At 52.2% G+C, this 17306-nt stretch carries 11 protein-coding genes; 9 read left to right on the forward strand and 2 right to left on the reverse strand.

The window, feature by feature from the left end; translation table 11 throughout:
* Positions 1 to 27 precede the first annotated feature (27 nt).
* Positions 28 to 2328 carry a ferrous iron transport protein B gene (gene feoB, locus EII14_RS04625; protein WP_124931393.1) on the forward strand — a complete coding sequence of 767 codons (2301 nt, stop codon included), beginning with the start codon at positions 28 to 30 and terminating at the stop codon, positions 2326 to 2328.
* A 213-nt stretch (positions 2329 to 2541) separates the two neighbouring features.
* Here feoB and EII14_RS04630 read toward each other — a convergent pair whose 3' ends face one another.
* On the reverse strand, positions 2542 to 5847 hold the full coding sequence (locus EII14_RS04630) for a beta-N-acetylhexosaminidase (protein WP_124931394.1): 3306 nt from the start codon (positions 5845 to 5847) through the stop codon (positions 2542 to 2544).
* A gap of 1054 nt (positions 5848 to 6901) precedes the next feature.
* On the opposite strand from EII14_RS04630, the gene EII14_RS04635 reads away from it, so the two are divergent.
* Positions 6902 to 7123 (forward strand): DUF2795 domain-containing protein, encoded by a 222-nt coding sequence (locus EII14_RS04635; RefSeq protein ID WP_124931395.1) that lies wholly within the window; start codon positions 6902 to 6904, stop codon positions 7121 to 7123.
* Positions 7124 to 7275: 152 nt separating this feature from the next.
* Here EII14_RS04635 and dgt read toward each other — a convergent pair whose 3' ends face one another.
* Positions 7276 to 8607, reverse strand: coding sequence for a dGTP triphosphohydrolase (gene dgt, locus EII14_RS04640; RefSeq protein ID WP_124931396.1), 1332 nt, complete (start codon positions 8605 to 8607; stop codon positions 7276 to 7278).
* Between the two features lie 94 nt (positions 8608 to 8701).
* On the opposite strand from dgt, the gene dut reads away from it, so the two are divergent.
* From dut to EII14_RS04675, 7 genes are all read left to right on the forward strand, one after another.
* Complete coding sequence (gene dut, locus EII14_RS04645) at positions 8702 to 9136, forward strand: dUTP diphosphatase (protein WP_124931397.1); 435 nt, start codon at positions 8702 to 8704, stop codon at positions 9134 to 9136.
* Entirely contained in the window at positions 9133 to 11019 is a 1887-nt protein-coding gene (locus tag EII14_RS04650; RefSeq protein WP_158608323.1) for a tetratricopeptide repeat protein, read from the forward strand. The genes dut and EII14_RS04650 overlap by 4 nt, the downstream gene beginning before the upstream one ends.
* A 37-nt stretch (positions 11020 to 11056) precedes the next feature.
* Positions 11057 to 11719 carry a DUF4292 domain-containing protein gene (locus EII14_RS04655; protein ID WP_158608324.1) on the forward strand — a complete coding sequence of 221 codons (663 nt, stop codon included), beginning with the start codon at positions 11057 to 11059 and terminating at the stop codon, positions 11717 to 11719.
* The gene (locus tag EII14_RS04660) at positions 11716 to 13287 is read left to right on the forward strand and encodes a murein hydrolase activator EnvC (RefSeq protein WP_124931400.1); all 1572 of its coding nucleotides are present in this window, start codon (positions 11716 to 11718) and stop codon (positions 13285 to 13287) included. The genes EII14_RS04655 and EII14_RS04660 overlap by 4 nt, the downstream gene beginning before the upstream one ends.
* Before the next feature lie 71 nt (positions 13288 to 13358).
* On the forward strand, positions 13359 to 14036 hold the full coding sequence (locus EII14_RS04665; RefSeq protein WP_124931401.1) for a hypothetical protein: 678 nt from the start codon (positions 13359 to 13361) through the stop codon (positions 14034 to 14036).
* A gap of 17 nt (positions 14037 to 14053) precedes the next feature.
* Entirely contained in the window at positions 14054 to 15355 is a 1302-nt protein-coding gene (locus tag EII14_RS04670) for an MATE family efflux transporter (RefSeq protein WP_233569370.1), read from the forward strand.
* Positions 15356 to 15503: 148 nt separating this feature from the next.
* Positions 15504 to 16415 (forward strand): nucleotidyltransferase, encoded by a 912-nt coding sequence (locus EII14_RS04675; RefSeq protein WP_124931403.1) that lies wholly within the window; start codon positions 15504 to 15506, stop codon positions 16413 to 16415.
* The last annotated feature ends 891 nt before the right edge of the window (positions 16416 to 17306 follow it).

A 17306-nucleotide genomic window follows, 5' to 3' on the forward strand; every position in this document is an offset into this window, starting at 1 on the left:
TTTCTACGCCTCGGCATTTTAACGTGTATGAAATTATCTGAACTACGCAATCAAGAAACGGGCTTTGTCGTCACGCTCGACGGAAGCCCGTCTTTTCGACTTCGCCTTGAAGAACTCGGTTTTGTGCCCGGACAAGAGGTGAAGCGGCTTTATGCCTCTCCTGTCGGTTCGCCGATCGTTTTTGCCATGTTGGGACAGCGGGTGGCGTTGAGGCGCATTGAGGCGGAATTGATAGGCATTACCACCGAGCGACCCGACGAAAACTATGCCGATGAGCAACGAGTGGCCAAAAACGCTGCTACGGCAACCCTGCGTCGCGACCGAAAGGCCGCGCCCTTCAATATCGGCCACCGCCACGCGCCCGGAGAACCCACGCATCCCGACGATTTCCACGCCATGAGTTGCTCGCCGGCATCGTGTGCCGGATGTGCCGGATGTGCACCGCGAAAAAAACTTGCACCCAAACAGGAGGGCACGATCACCATTGCCCTCGTGGGCAATCCGAACTGTGGAAAGACCACCGTGTTCAATGCGGCTTCGGGAGGACATGAGCGAACGGGAAACTATGCCGGAGTGACGGTGTCGAGCGTGGTGGGCGAAACCTGTTTTGAGGGACGCACAATCCGCTTTGTCGATTTGCCCGGCACGTACAGCCTGCGGGCATATTCGCCGGAAGAGGCCTATGTGATGAACGAATTGCAAAAGGGAGAAATTGATGTCGTGCTCAATGTGCTCGATGTCAATAACCTCGAACGCAATCTGTTGCTCACCCTCCAACTTCGAGAACTGGGCATTCCGATGGTGGGAGTGCTCAATATGTATGATGAGTTTGAAGAAAGCGGTTCGAGCCTTGATCTCGAACGTCTGGAAACGCATGTCGGCATGCCTTTTGTGCCGTGTGTGGCGAGTCGCCGCCGTGGCATTGATGATGCTATCCGATCGGCGTTGAAATTGGTCGATGCCCGGGAGGAGGCGTTGCGATCGGGAGAGAGCGATCCCCTCTCTTCCTCGCTTCGTGACGATCCCCATAGCCATGCCGATCCGCACGCCCTCGTGCACCACTATCTTTCTGACATCTACCGATTGCGGGAAGGCCGCGCCGTTCGTCTGTCGGAAATGCTCGACAAGTGGCTGGCCAAGAGTGGTTTGGCCTACTTGGCATTTTTCGTCGTGATGTTTCTTGTGTTTCATGCCACTTTCACGCTCGGAGCCTATCCCATGGACTGGATGGAACTCGGCATCGGAAAGCTGGGAGAGGTGATCGGTTCGGTATTGCCGGACTCTTGGGCGACAGATCTTTTGGTCGACGGCATCATCGGCGGTGTGGGAGCCGTCATTGTCTTTCTCCCCAACATCTTGATTTTGTACTTCTTCATCTCGATACTCGAAGATTCGGGCTATTTGGCACGTGCGGCATTGCTGTTTGATCCGCTTCTGCGCCGGGTAGGCTTGCACGGCAAATCGTTCTTCCCGATGCTTACAGGTTTCGGGTGCAACGTGCCGGCGGTTATGGCCACCCGAACCATAGAAAGTCGCAAGAGCCGGCTGATTACGATGGTCACACTGCCCTTCATGTCGTGTTCCGCCCGTCTGCCGGTTTACGTCGTGTTTACCGCAGCTTTCTTTCCCGATTCGGCCACTTATGTGATGTTCGGCCTTTATGTGGGCGGTATATTGGTGGCGTTTGCTTCGGCATGGATGCTCAATTTTGTCATTCGCCGTCGTGAAGAAAGCCATTTCGTAATGGAAATTCCCCCTTATCGTCGCCCCGTTCCGACGAGTGTGTTGCACCACACTTGGGAGAAAGGTCGTCAGTATCTTCGCAAAATGGGAGGCCTCATTCTTGTGGCTTCGGTGGTGGTTTGGCTGTTGGGCTATTTCCCGCGTGCCGAGGGGGATGTCACGCCTGCTCAACAACAAGAACAATCGTATCTCGGACGTGCCGGACATCTTTTGCGCCCCATCATCGAACCGCTCGGCTTCGATTGGCGCATGGGAGTGGGCATCTTGGCCGGTGCCGGAGCAAAAGAGCTGATGGTGTCCACGCTTGGCGTGTTGTATCAGCTCGACGAAGAGAGTGCGGCGGCCGTGGGAAGCGGTGACGACGAAGAGGCCGACGGAAAACTGGTGGAGGCCATTCGTGCCACGACACCGCCTGCTGCCGGATTGAGCTATGTGGTGTTTGCTTTGCTCTACTTCCCCTGCTTGGCGACTATTGCGGCGATTCGGGGCGAGAGCGGCCGTTGGCGATACGCTCTTTTCTCTGCCTTTTATTCCACCTCTTTGGCTTATGTGGCGGCATGGCTGGCTTTTCGCCTCGCTTCGTAAGTCTGTCCGTTTTCGTAGAGTCGGCCTCGCACTTCTTGCCAATGATCGCGTCTTTCCCGTTTCGGCATGTCGAGGTATGGACGACGAACATGTCGAGCACATGAAAATTGCGCCGATCGTTTCCGAGAAGGAGGCGATCGGCGCAAATTGTTTGTCGTCACAAAGCAATCGTTTGTCGTTACAAAGAAGTGCGGACGAATGGTGAGAAGAGGGCTATTTCAACAGCACTTTCTTTCCGTTCACAATATAGAGACCGGTGTGAGAGGGGGCAACCCGACGTCCCGAAAGGTCGTGGATGGTTTGGTGGGAAGGTTGCCCGACAAGCGGGGAGGATATGGCATTGGGAGCGGAATAAAGACAACGCACGGTGGTATGCTTCGATACGCTCTTCAAATCGTCGGCGTTCTCAATGGAGCGCAATTCCTTGCCGGCGATGAGCGGAGCGACGAAGGTAAAGGAGTGGCCGGCCGGAACGAGGTGGAATTTCTGATCGAGGGTGCTGTTGTCATCGCCGGAAACGGCCAAGAGGGTGACGCCGAAATAAGGGGCTGCGAAATAGCGATGTAGGCGATAGGGGTGACCATAGGTGTGCCAACCCGTCATACTGTTCTCCGCACCATCCCAGTAGAGTCCGTTGCTGCCTTGCACCTTCCACGTTTCTTTGTCGGCATTGAGGGTGAATTGAAACGAACCGGGAGTTTTCGAAACGATGATGCTGCCCGATCTTTTCATTTCGGGAATGTATTTATTGACCACTTCGTTTTTGATTTTCCATTTGGCACCGCTCTTTTCAAACACCCATGTGAAATAGGGGTCGGCCTCCCCAAAGGTGAGGTTTCCGCGCATGATTTGCAGGGTGGAGGGATTGAGGTTGCGGTAGCCGGCGCGTTCGGGGTTGTTGCTCGAAGTGTCGTAGATGACGAGGCCGATGCCGTCTTCCAAACGGCTCACGGGTTCGGCCAAAGCCTTGACACCCGAATAGGCTTCGGTGGAATAGACGATGACGATGTGTGTGTCGGCCTTTGGCGTTTGGGTGAGTGCTTCGGTCGGCACGTCTACGGCCGTGTAGTAGGGGATTTCGGGCACTTTGATGTCGGCGGTAGTTCCAATGGGCACATGGATTGTGTCGCGACGCAGGAGAGCACCGTGCTTGTCTTCGCAGGAGAGATAGACGAGGTTTGACACACGCTCGTAACTGAGATTGAAAGTGGCGTCCTCGGTGGGCGATACGTTGTCGGGGAGTTGAGTTTTGAGTTTGTATCCGGCGAATGAAGGCGGGGTGAGCGTGATGTCGCCTTGTGCGATAATCTCTTTAACTTTACCCAACTCTTTGTTTTCCGTGTCGGTGCAAACGTAGGTGATCGTTCTTGCCGGTATCAGTTGCCAAGCCGCACCCTGAGGGCGCACGGCATTGCCGAGACCTTCCTTGTTGCCCGCGCTGACGATGCCGGGAAGAGCCGGGGATTGATGAGGCACGGGGAAGAGGTTTTTGTTGGAAACGGAAATGGTGAAATCCTTGTGGGCAGGGTTGTAGGAGAGGGTGAGCGGAGTTGCATTGCCCATGGAAAGAGGAAAGCCCAATGTGCCTTGGAGGTTGGAGGCGGCATTGCCGATGCTGCGGCCGGTGGTGACGTTTTTCAGACGGAGTTTGAGCTGGCGCGTGGCAGGATCGTAGGGGGTGACTTCGGTGGCCATCCAACCGATGTTGGCACGAGAGTCTGTGGTGTGCATCGGGTGTTGCGATTTGCCGTTGTCGGAAATGGCCGTTCCCTTGAAACGATCGATGGCGCAGCGCACGATGTAGGTTTTTCCGTTTTCGGGAATGACGGCCGGCGGTGTGTCGTCAATGGGAGGAATGGGCGAGGGATTGGTGTTGAGGAAGTGGCGGCCGTATTGATAATTGTTGTAGTTGAGCATGACGGTGTCGGCCCTCATGCGCTCCGCGAAGTTGTTGAAGTTGCGCAGCGATTGCGGCGTCCAGCCGGCTTCGGCCACGGCAATGAGCCGGGGGAAGGTGAGGTATTCGAGAAGGTCGTCGTTGCCCACGTGTTCTGTCCAGAAGGTCGCTTGTACGCCTCGTGTGTAAGCATTTGAAACGGGAGCATGGTTGTAAACGGCTTTCAGGTGGTCGCTTCCGTCGCCGGGGAGCGAAATCTCCCACGGTTCGTTGCCGGCTTGTCGGTTGATGTAGTAAGGTCTTTGAGGCGTGTAGATGTGTGGCAGTTTGAGCTGAGCGGCTTTTTTGGCGGCTTCTGCGGCTCCGATCCAGCAATAGACGGTGGCACCGGTGGCTTTCATAATGTCGAGATCGGTGCCGTTTGCGGTAATGGCCTCGTTCCAAACGGCCAGTTTACGACCGCGTGCTTTGACGTGTTCGTTCATCTCTTTGATGAAGTGGCTTTGCAGCTGACGATAGGATTTGAGGCCGAGTTTGTTGTAGAGCGCTTTGCAGAGGGCGTTGTTTTCCCAAGCGGACGTGGGGCATTCGTCGCCGCCGATGTGGATCGTCTTCGAGGGGAAAATGTCCATCAGCTCGGTGAGGATGTTTTTGGCAAATTGCACCGAACGGGGATTGGCCACGTTGAGGATATGGGTGGAGATCCCTCCGTGTGTCCATACCGTGGGCGGATTGTCGGGATTGCACGAAAATTCCGGATAGGAAGCCATGGCGGCAACGAAATGGCCGGGCATGTCGATTTCGGGGATGATCTCAATGTGGCGTTCGGCGGCATAGGCCACGATGTCGCGAAGTTCCTCTTGTGTGTAGAAGTAGGGGCCGTATTGCTCGTTTGTCCAATAGGCTCCGTGATACATGGCGGTCAGATAGGTGTTTGCCGCCACCGAACCGATGCGCGTGAGGTTGGGATATTGTTTCACCTCCCAACGCCAACCTTGGTCGTCGGTCAGGTGAAAGTGGAAAGCATTCATCTTGTAGGCTGCCATGACGTCGATGATGCGTTTGATTTGTTTGGCCGAGAAAAAGTGACGGCTCACGTCGAGCATGAAACCTCTATATTTGTAGCGAGGAGCATCGGTGATGGACACATAGGGCAGGGTGTAGGTCGTGACTTTGCTGTCTTTCACTCCGGCCATGATGCAGGCCGGAAGCATCTTTTTCAGACTCACGAAACCATAATAAAAACCTTTTTGCGTTCCGCTCTCAATCGTCACGCCTTTTCTGCTGACGGTGAGTTTGTAGCCTTCTTCTCCCAAAGAGGTGCGCAGTTTTTGATTGAGAAGGAGCTGAATGGCCGCATCGGCGGCATTTTCGGTTGCAACGGCTTGCACGCCGCTTGCCGCCCGATTGAAATCGGCCGCGAATTTGGCAATTTCGAGCGTAATGCTGTCGCCGAGTGCTTCTCCACCCACCGTGAGGCGTTCGGGCAGGGTGTAGGTGCCTTGTTGTTGCGACATCCACTTGGGACGGGGGGTGAGATTGACGAAATCGGCCGCTTTTCCGAAAATCGGGAAGAAAAACAGTATGAGCAGAAATAGGGGCGTGTAAATGCTTTTTCGCATGTGAAAAGGAATTAAGGATAGATGTTGATGCTGATTTACGAGCACAAAGATAAGTTTTTTTCTTGAAATGAGCGCATTCTGTCAAGAAGATAAGGTGCTGATGCAAAACAACGCTTTCTCCGACGAAGCCTCTGCAAACCGCCCTTGTTTTTTCGTGGTGTGGCCGAACGCACCTTTGAATGTAGGTCAAACGTGTTTTTAGGAGGGGGATGGTTCATCGTGTGGGATTCCTTCATGATCATTTCGTAAAAACGTCGAAAAACCTACACTTTTTGTTTTATGTTGTTGGATATCAGTGGAGTGTGAGTGTAGACAGTCGGTTTGCTTATATACACTGAAAGAAGTTAAGTTCATGATGCACAGATAGAAAGGAATGTAGACAATTTTTCTCAAAACCTACTCATCCTACATCCTGCCTTTTATGCTGCACGATTGCGATTTCGAGCTTCTGCATGCCCCCCCCGCTCCGATGTGTAGGTTGTTGCAACGAATGTAGTTGATTTTCTGCGTTGTCTACATTCGCAACGGTTTATATATCTGTGACTTAAAAAGGATAGTGTAGACAATGTAGATAAAAAGAATAAAAAATCCCGGTAGGGGTGGAAAAAGTCGCTTTTTTACGAAAAATGGCTTCACCTCCTCTTCGGCTTGTCCGGATATGTTTTCAAGGCGTCGGAGCGTATCCTACCCAAGGAGTAGAATGAAGGGAGTAACGAGTAGAAAAATCTGCTCGTTACTTAAATTTTTCTGCATAACGAGTAGAAAACACGATCACTGACCTGCGTTCCGCAAGTTCCTGCCTTGTGTCGAGAGTTTTTTGGAGCGTATGCGGAGATAGAGAAATGTCGCTCTGTGCCCATCAAGCGAGAAAAATGTATTTTCCGTGTATCGAGTGAATATTTCGGCGACAAACAAAAAATATTGCCCGAAACGCTTGAACAATCCAAAGAAAAGCGTATTTTTGCGCTCAAAAATAAGTTATTATCCTATTTCCACCTTCGAAATGATGAGATTTTCAGGCCATTTGCGGAGGTCGCTAAAACTTTTGTAAATTATGTATTGGACACTCGAATTGGCTTCAAAGCTCGAAGATGCCCCTTGGCCAGCAACAAAGGAAGAACTGATCGATTATGCCATGCGTTCCGGCTCACCAATGGAAGTAGTTGAAAATTTGCAAGAATTGGAAGACGAAGGAGAAATCTATGAAACCATCGAAGATGTATGGCCGGATTATCCGACGAAAGAAGACTTCCTTTTCAACGAAGACGAGTATTAGAGAAACGATGTCGGCAATCCCTTTGCGCATCCGTGCATGATGAAACCGCATGATGAATGAGCGGTTTGTCGGCTCGACTGTAAAAATACAAAAATAGGCTGTCCTTATGAGGATAGCCTATTTCGTTTGTTTATTATTGCGGTCTTTGTCCGTCAGATCATCGGCAGTTGCTGTCCGTTGATTTTTCGATAGAGGTCGAGCGCATAAATGTCGGTCATTCCCGAAAGATAGTCGGCCACGGCCATGATGCGCGTGGAGAGGTCGGGAGCCGATAGCTCGTAGCGCGATGACACTTGCTTCATGAGCAATTCGGAATACTTCTTTTCGGGAAACTCGACGGCCTCGGTCATGAGGTCGAGCAGGGTGTGGATGATGTGGTAGCCCGACAGTTCGATGTCGGTCACTTCTTTTGAGGAATAGATCTTTCTTTTTGCCACCTCCGAACAGCGGCGATAAGCCTCGGCCAAGCGTGAAGGCAGGCGACGGATGAGCGTGCCTTCGAACGTGCCGGAGAGAATGGCCTCCTCGTTGTCTGCGAACACGCGGACGCAGGCACGCTCCAAAGCGTTGATCACACACGAACGGAAGTAGACGATGCGGTCGCCCACGTCGGTGTTTTCGGGGTAAGCCGAACGGATTTCCGCACATTCGTCGTCGTCGAAAAAGCCGAGGTACAGACTGATGGTTTCTTCGGCCGAGAGCAGCCGCAGTTTGTGGGCGTCTTCGATGTCCATGATTTGGTAGCAGATGTCGTCGGCAGCTTCCACAAGATACACCAGCGGGTGGCGGGCATAGCGCAAGGGGGCTCCGTCGGCCGACAAGCGTTTTACGCCGAGTGTGTCGAAGATGCGTTGAATGGTTTCGCGTTCGCTGTCGAAAAAACCGAATTTCGGTTTCCCACCGGCCAAGGTCGAGGCGAAAGGATATTTGACGACCGAAGCCAAAGTGGTGTAGGTCATGACGAATCCTCCTTTTCGGCGTCCGTTGAACTGATGAGTGAGCAGGCGGAAGGTGTTGGCGTTGCCGTCGAAGTGGGTGATGTCTTCCCAAACGACGGAGGGGAGCCGATCGTGAAATCTTTGTCCGCGGCCTTCTTTGAAAAACGAACGAATGGCGGCTTCTCCGGAGTGGCCGAAAGGAGGGTTGCCCATGTCGTGAGCCAAACAAGCCGCACTCACGATAGAGCTGATGCTGTCGATGAGCGAAGGGTCGAGGTGGGCGTGTTTGGCGAGAAGTTCGCGAGCAACGTCGGCTCCGAGCGATCGCCCGACGCTTGACACTTCGAGAGAGTGGGTGAGGCGGTTGTGTACGAAAATGCTGCCCGGAAGCGGAAACACCTGCGTCTTGTTTTGCATACGTCGAAACGGCGCCGAAAAGATGAGGCGATCGTAATCGCGTTGAAATTCGGTGCGCTGTTCGGTGGGAGCTTTCAAGCTGTCTTCTTTGCCCAAACGGCGGGAAGAGATGAGATCTTGCCAATTCATGCTGCAAAAATAGTGTTTTTAAGGAAAAACAAGCGCAAAGTAGCTCGTAATCTGCACATTTTTTGTACTTTTGCTTATCAATCTCGTGATTTCTATGAACGTATCCATCGTCAATCATTCTTCGCATCCGCTTCCTGCCTATGCCACTTTGCTGAGTGCCGGAATGGATTTGCGTGCAAATCTCCCGTCTCCGATTGTGTTGCAACCCGGCGAGCGAACCATCGTCCCGACCGGACTGTTCATTGCGCTGCCGCCGGGCTTCGAGGCGCAGGTGCGCCCCCGGTCGGGACTGGCGGCCAAACACGGCATCACCGTGCTCAACGCTCCCGGCACCGTCGATGCCGATTATCGGGGAGAGATCGGAGTGATTTTAATCAATCTCGGTCAAGAGCCTTTTGTGGTGGAAAACGGCGAACGCATCGCGCAACTGGTCGTGGCACGTCACGAAACGGTGGAATGGACGCTTGTCGATTCTCTCGAAACGACCGACCGCGGAAATGGTGGATTTGGACATTCCGGCACACGATGAAGCAGCAGTTTTCCCCCTTCTTCGCAAACGCACGACGTTTTCGCGGTTTTTCCGTCTGCTCCCATCGGTCTGCTCATCTTTTCCGCAGAATAGCAAGCGGTGCTGTGCTGTTGGGGATGTTGATGATCGTGTCGATGTCTTGTGCCGACTATGCCCGCCAATATCATGCACCGCTGGCCGCCGGCACTTTTCGTTCGAGAGCATTGCTCAGTGTAGAGCAACGCCGCGCTTTCACCACGTTCTTTTTGGACGCTTTGTGCGAAAAACACAAAGGCAATGCCGAAAGGGCGTGTAGCTTGCTCGATAGTGCTCTGGTCATCAATCCCAACGCTTCGGAAGCTCTCTACGAACAGGCGCAAATCTTGCTCGAAATCATGCAGACGGCCGACAGTCTGCTCATCAAAAAAGGAGAAGAACAGCTCCTCAAAGCGCATCAGCTCGAACCGGCGAACCCCTTCTTTCGCAAAAAACTCGCAGATCGGTTTGTGGAAACGGGGAAATATGCCCGCGCCGCACGGTTGTACGAAATCATCACCGCCGAACAGCCCAAAAGCGAAGATCTCGCTTTGCTCATGCGGCTTCACGAACTTTCTCGCAATTACACCGCCGCTCTCGCCGCTCTCGACCGCCTCGAAACCATCGAAGGGCGCAACGAAGCCACGGCTTTGCAGCGATTTTCTATTTTGAGAGATATGGGCAACAAGTCGCGGGCGTTCGATTCGATGCGCCTCTTTTGCGAATCTCACCCCGACGATTTGCGACTGCGTGTACTTTTGGGAGATCTCTATTTGCAAGATGATTATCGCGGTTTGGCTTTGGCCATTTATGACGATGTCACCGAAACCAGCCCCGACAACCCTTACGTGCCGCTTTCGATGTTGCAATACTATCGGATGACCGACAGCACCGCCCTGTTTCACCGACAGCTGTCGCAGGTCTTGTCGCATCCGAAGATAACTGCCGATCAGAAGTTTAAGGTCATGCAGCGTTTCGTAGCAGAGGCTTTGCAGGGAGAACTCGACAAACTTGCCGTTTACGAACATTTCAGAGAAGCACTCTCGCAACCGCAAACCAACCCCTACTTGGGAGAATTGGCCGCATTCTATGTCGATGCCGCCAAACTTCCGAAAGACTCCCTCGAAATGCCGGCACGTGCCATTTTGAGAGATAATCCCGACAACGTGCAGGCACGATTGATCGTGTTGCGCTACGAGTTGGAGCGTCGCCGCTACGGCGCGTTGGCCGAGTTGTGTCGGGAGGGACGGCGATTGCACCCCGAACAGCAGGTGTTCGGCTACTATGAAGGGGTGGCTCTGTACAACAGCGAAGAACCCCAAGCGGCGATCGACGTGTTGCAAGAAACCGCAAAAAGCATCACCGAAGAGAGCGATAGGGAGTTGGCCTCGGAACTGTATGGCCTGTTGGGCGACGTCTGTCATGAAAACAAACGGGAAGAAGAGGCCTTCGCCGCCTATGAGCAAGCGTTGAAATACAATCCCGACAATGTCGGGTGTCTCAATAACTATGCTTATTTCTTGTCGCTGAAACAACGGCAACTGCAAAAGGCCTTGAAGATGAGCGAGCGAGTCGTGAAACTCGAACCTCAAAACCCGATCTATCTCGACACCCACGCTTGGGTGCTTTTTCAGTTGAAGAGATACCGACAGGCGCAAATCTACATCGAGCAAACGATCAAGTATTTGGAAGCCAAAGGCGAACTGTCTTCTTCTGATGCGGGAATGTTTCACCACGCCGGCGATATTCATTTCAAAAACGGACAACACCAAGTTGCCGTTGAGTTTTGGAGAAAAGCTCTCCGACTGACCGAAGATCCGAAACAAAAAACGATCATCAAACGAAAAATTCGGAACAAGAAACTTTAATCGTGCCGTCTTGACTTAATGCTGACAGATCATGCCCATGAAAAAACTCATATTGTGTCTTATCGCGTTGCTCACACTGACCGGTTGCGCTTTGTTTCGCACGGCGGGCGACGCCTATCGCCCCGACCGGCCATTGAGCCTCACTGCCAAAATATCGACCACGTTCACCGCCGGAACCGATGCTAAAAACTTCGGGGGAATGCTTCGTATGCGGCGCGACAGCATGATTGTGCTCTCGGTCGCAAAATACGGCATAGAGGGAGCAAGAGTTTTCTTTTCGCCCGATAGCATATTGATACTCGAACGCTTGAACAAGCATTATATCCTCCTCGATTACGCCGATTTCAACCGCTTGTTTTTCTTAGAAAAAGAAGTGACTTTCGCCAAAATACAATCTTTCTTTTGGAACGGAGAGAATAACTCTTCCGAAACTTCGAGAGGATATTGGGGAATGATCTTCCCATTCGAAGTACAGGTTCGGCGTGCGGACTTTGAGCGTATCCGAAACTACAATATCCCGAAACACACGCAATTCCGCCTCAAATGTTTTGAGGCTGATCTGCGACTTGACGTGAAGCTCACGAAAGTTAAAATCAACTACGACTGGTCGGCTTCGTTCTCCATTCCCAAAGGGTACACCCCGATAGCTACCCGAGAGCTTCAAACCATTATTCCCGAACTCTTCGTCATGCCTCAATGATGCCACTTCGTATTCTTTCCGCCATGCGTTTATTTTTGCTTTCTTTTTGTTTACTTTTTGCGCTTTCGCTCTCTGCTCAAGAACAGAAAAAGCCTTCTCGTAGTCATCGCACCGCCGTGGGAGCGACCAAAAGGAACGCGGCCGCCGCTCCTCAAAAGGAAAAGTCTGCGAAAAAATCCGGAACGAAAGTCGCTACGAAAACTACCACCAAAACTACCACGAAACCCGGCAGAAAAACCTCGGGCAGAAATAGAGAAACGGCCTCGAATAAAACCGTCGTGCCCGCCACCGAAGGCATAAAGAAACTGCAAAAAGAGCAAGCCACACTTAAACAGCAGATTTCCGAATCGCAGACACAATTGGCCACGACCAGAAAGAATGTCAAGTCGCAACTGGCCAATCTGCAAGTGCTCAACGGGCAGATCAACAAACAGCAACAGATCATCACCGACATACAGCTGGAAGTAGACACGTTGAACAATCGCATCTGTCGCCACGAGAAAGAGCTGAAACTCCTCGAAGCCGATCTCTCCGAGTGCAAACGCAAGTATTCGCGCGGAGTGCTCTACATGCACCGCAATCGATTGACGCAGAACAAGCTGACCTTCATCTTTGCCGCCGAGAATTTCCGGCAAATGTATCGCCGTTTGCGCTACACGCAGGAGTACACCAAGTATCAGCGTGTGCAAGGCGAAATCATTCGCCACAAAGAAGATGCCGTGCGCGAGAAGAGAGATTTGCTGACTTTGGCTCGGACCTCCAAAAACCGTTTGTTGCAAGAAGGAAAAATGCAGCAGACGCAACTCGAAAACCGCAAGCAGCAACAGCAGATCGTGGTCAATGATTTGAGCAAGAAGCAAAAACAGCTGCAAACCACCATCGCGCAACAGCAACAACGCTACAATGCGCTCAACAACCGCATCGAGCAACTCATTCAAGCCGAAATCGCCGCCGCCGAGCGTAGAAGAAAAGCCGAAGAAGCACGTCGCCGTGCCGAGGAGGAACGCCACCGAAGGGAAGCCGAGCGTGCCGCTGCCCGAACCTCGAAAAAACAAGGCAAATCCTCGTCCGCATCTACCGAAAAAGAACGTGCGAAACGAGAGGAGAGAACAAAAGACTTCAAATATCTCGCACCCGACGATACCGATCGTCGTCTGTCGAGCAACTTCGCTTCCAATCAAGGCCGGCTTCCCGTGCCCATTACCGGATCATATGTCATTTCAAGCCATTTCGGAACCTACAATGTAGACGGGCTTCGCGGTGTCCGATTGGACAATAAGGGCATCAATCTCACCTCTCCCGGCGGAGCACAGGCTCGTTGTGTGTTTGACGGAGAAGTGACAATGATTTTCACCATGGGCGGTTTCTCCAACATCATCGTGCGTCACGGGGCCTACATTTCCGTCTATTGTAATCTGTCGAATGTTTCTGTCCGCCAAGGGCAGCGCGTCCGCACCCGCCAGTTGCTGGGAGCTGTCGGTCGTGACGCTTCGGGCAACTGCACCCTTCATTTTCAGCTTCGCCACGAAACGACCAAGCTCAACCCCGAGCGTTGGATCGGCCGATAAAGCTTCTCACTCATCTCGCATTCGTGTTCGCGACACTGCCTCCCGACCACCTCTGCATCAAAACGACTTTTATGAAAAAACATTTTTCCCTTTTCTTCGCACTCCTCTTTCTTTTGAGCAGTTGCACCTCTTACGACGCTTGGCATCGTACCACGACGGGCATGTCGCTCGGTGCCTTGTTCGGTTCTACGGTCGGCGGCATCATCGGCGGTGCCGATGGTGCAGATGCCGGTATGCTGATCGGTGGGGCAATGGGCGGCGCAGTGGGTGCGGCCAGTGCCAAAGCGGCCGAAGAGCAACGACTGGATCGCTATGAAGATCGGAAAACCGCCGCCTATGGCGATCGTCGTTATTCCAACGGCGATGTCCGATACGGACGTTACGGCGATGATGACTACGCGCCGTTTTCTTCACTCGAAATCAACCGCCTCGTCTTTGCCGACGCCAACGGCAACCACGTATTGGAACCCGGAGAACGCGCTTACATTTCTTTTGAAATCCATAATCGCAGCAACCAAATGCTTCGCAATGTCGCCCCCATCGTGATGTGCAACTATAAGCGTGTTCACGTTTCGCCGACGGCCATTATCGGCGATCTGTTGCCCGGACAAGGCATGCGCTATCGGGCTGCCGTTGTGGCGCAGACCAATGTGCGCGACCGCAATGTCAGGTTCGACATCGCTTTTCCCGATGCCGACGAGAATGCCGTTGTTCATAAAACCTTCACCATTCGCACTGTCGGTCGATGAGGCATCATCGTGAGATTTTGAAATTGGGATTACCGATTGCCATAGGGCAGTTGGGCACAATCATACTGACCTTTGCCGACACCATGATGGTGGGGCGTTATGGCACGTCGGAATTGGCCGCGGCGTCTTTTGTGAACAGCGTTTTCAATCTGCTGACAATGATTCTTCTCGGATACAGCTATGGCATCACCCCTTTGATCGCCATGCACCACGGACGTGGAGAGCTGTCCGAAGCGGGAGCCGTGTTGCGACGAGGTTTGAAAGTCAATTTGCTTTTCGGCGGAGGGCTGATGACCTGTTTCGCCCTTTTCTATTTCGCCCTTGACCACGTCGGCCAACCCCTCGAATTACTCCCTTTGATGAAGCCCTACTACCTCACCGTGTGGATGTCCGTGTGGTTTGTCATTGTGTTTGGCGCCATTCGTCAGTTTGTCGATGGCACCGCCGCCACGCGTATTCCCATGTGGTTTCTGCTGTCGGGCAATCTTCTCAACATTCTGCTGAATTGGCTCCTCATTTTCGGCGTCGGCATTTTCCCCGAATGGGGGCTTTTCGGTGCCGGTGTTGCCACGTTGGTCAGTCGTGCCGCCATGGCCGCAGGATTGGCGGCTTTGGTCTTTTTCGGACGGAAATATGCCCCCTATCGTTCCGCGCCCTCACGCATGGTCTGCACCGGTGTCGAAATTCATCGTCGTTCGTGGCCGGTGGGAGCACAGTTGGGGTTGGAAACCTTTGCTTTCACCTTTTCGGCCGTCATGGCGGGCTGGTTGGGCAGTGTCGAACTGGCGGCCTATCAAGTGCTGATCACCTTGGGCATGCTCGGCTTCACGCTCTATTATAGTTTCGGCGCGAGCCTAAACATCCGCATCTCCCATTTTCTCGGTCTTTCCGATCTCTCCCAAGCCGCCTCCGCCTGCCGATCGGGTCGAAATGTACTTTTGGGAAATGCCACCTTTTCTTCTTTGTTGTTCTTTCTCGGCGGCGGAACGCTGATCGGATTTTTCACTCCCGACATCGCCGTGGTTTCCACAGCCGTGGGCATCATTCCCGCCCTCATTCTGTATCAGTATGCCGATGCGATGCAAGTATGCTATGCCAACGCCCTTCGTGCCACCGGCCACGTCATGCCCATGACGTGGATCGCCTTTTTCTCTTATCTCGTCGTCGGCATCCCTTCGTCCTATGTACTGGCCTTTTCGTTTGGTTGGGGTTTGTTGGGCATTTATCTCTCTTTCACCCTCTGTCTGTTCGTCGCCGCCGTGTCTTTCTTCTTGTTTTATCGTAGAGGCCTGCAACGATATGCCTCCTCTCCGAGGTGAAGTTTCAACTTCGGGGTTGAGGCTTCGATTTTTCAGAGAAAAAGCGCATAAAGTGATCATTCCTCGATAATAATGAGTAACTTTGCGCCGAAAGACAAGGACTTCCTTTTCATTGTCGAAATCCATTCAAACATATCTCTATATCATCATGAAACCCACTCTCTTTCTTCTTGCTGCCGGCATGGGCAGTCGTTATGGCGGTTTGAAACAGCTCGACACATTGGGGCCTCAGGGGCAAACCATCATGGACTATTCCATTTACGATGCCATCAACGCCGGTTTCGGAAAATTGGTCTTTGTCATCCGTAAGGATTTTGAAGAAGATTTCCGAAAGATCGTTCTCTCCAAATACCAAGACAAAATACCTTGCGAACTGGTGTTTCAATCGCTCGACGCCCTTCCCGAAGGCTTCACCTGTCCCGAAGGACGCGAAAAGCCATGGGGCACAAACCACGCCGTGATGATGGGAGCAGGTGTCATCAAAGAGCCTTTTGCCGTTCTCAACTGCGACGACTTTTATGACCGCGATGCTTTCATGGTGATGGGCAAATTCCTTTCTTCGCTTCCCGAAGGCAGCACGGGGCGTTATGCCATGGTCGGCTTTCGCGTAGACAATACGCTTTCCGAAAGCGGAACCGTGAGTCGCGGCATCTGTGCGATGGACGAAAACAAACACCTCACTTCGGTTGTGGAGCGCACCAAAATCGAACGGCATGACGGCAAGGTCGAATATCTCGACGAAAACGACAACTGGGTAGCCATTCCCGACACCACCCCTGTTTCGATGAACTTCTGGGGCTTCACACCCGACTACTTCGCTCATTCCGAAAGTTTCTTCAAGCAGTTCCTTTCCGATCCCAAAAACATGGAAAACTTGAAGAGCGAATTTTTCATTCCTCTCATGGTCGATCACCTCATCAACAACGGTACGGCCACGTGTGAAGTGCTCGACACCACCTCCAAGTGGTTTGGCGTGACCTATCCCGAAGACCGCCCCGAAGTGGTTGAGAAATTTGCAAAACTCGGTGCCGAAGGCGTATATCCCGAGAAGATGTTCTGATTTTTCTTCTTGGTGTAAAAATCAGCGAGCCGTGTCAAAATTCCACAGAATTTTGACACGGCCGTTTTTTGTGGATTTCAGAAAGAACATATCGTCCTCTCCGTTTCCAGCTTACGACATTTGTTTCCCCCATTTGAATACGACGCCCCAAAAGGGGTACCCGGCTTTTGCCAAGAGTTGATGACGGGAGGAGAGAGGGGACGGAAAAGAGGAGGGGAAGGGCAGTTGTCGAATTTAGATGGGAGGTAGAGATTTCTATCTTTGAGGTAGAGATTTCTATCTTTGAGGTAGAGATTTTTATCTTTGAGGTAGACAATTTTGGCTCGCCGGCAAACGTGCGAAAACGCCTCCCTCACGCGTACGCGCGCGTCCCTTGTGTTTTAATTTTGCCTTCACTGCCTTCGCAAAATGAGATAATCGTCTGTTTTTCTGACACTTTCGTGCGAAGGCAAGTGAAGGCAAAATGAAATTTGGTTTTACAATCGTCTGAAAGTCATTCCGTTGCGTCGATTTTTTGCCTTCACCACCCTCGAAAGAGGCGGTTTTCTCGCGGAACAGGTGAAAGGAGGTGAAGGAAACCATGGATTTTGCCTTCACCGGTATGTTTTGATTTTCAGATGTTTATAAATTCGCTTTTCGGTTTGCCTTCACTTGCCTTCGCACGAAAGTGTCAGGAAATCAGCGATTTGGGTGATTTTGCGAAGGCAAAATGGCAAAAAACAAAATGTAGGGGTGAAAACGACAGTCGGAGGCTTAAAACGGAGAGAGGGGCGGCAAGGTGAGAGACCTCTGCAACATCCCCTTATAAAATTGTCCAATCCGTTCTTTTTCTCGGATTGGACAATTTTGTTTGGAAAATCCCGTGATTTTGACGTTTCTACTCCTAAAAGG

Source organism: Alloprevotella sp. OH1205_COT-284, from assembly GCF_003859795.1.
In the GTDB taxonomy this organism is placed as follows: Bacteria; Bacteroidota; Bacteroidia; order Bacteroidales; family Bacteroidaceae; genus Alloprevotella.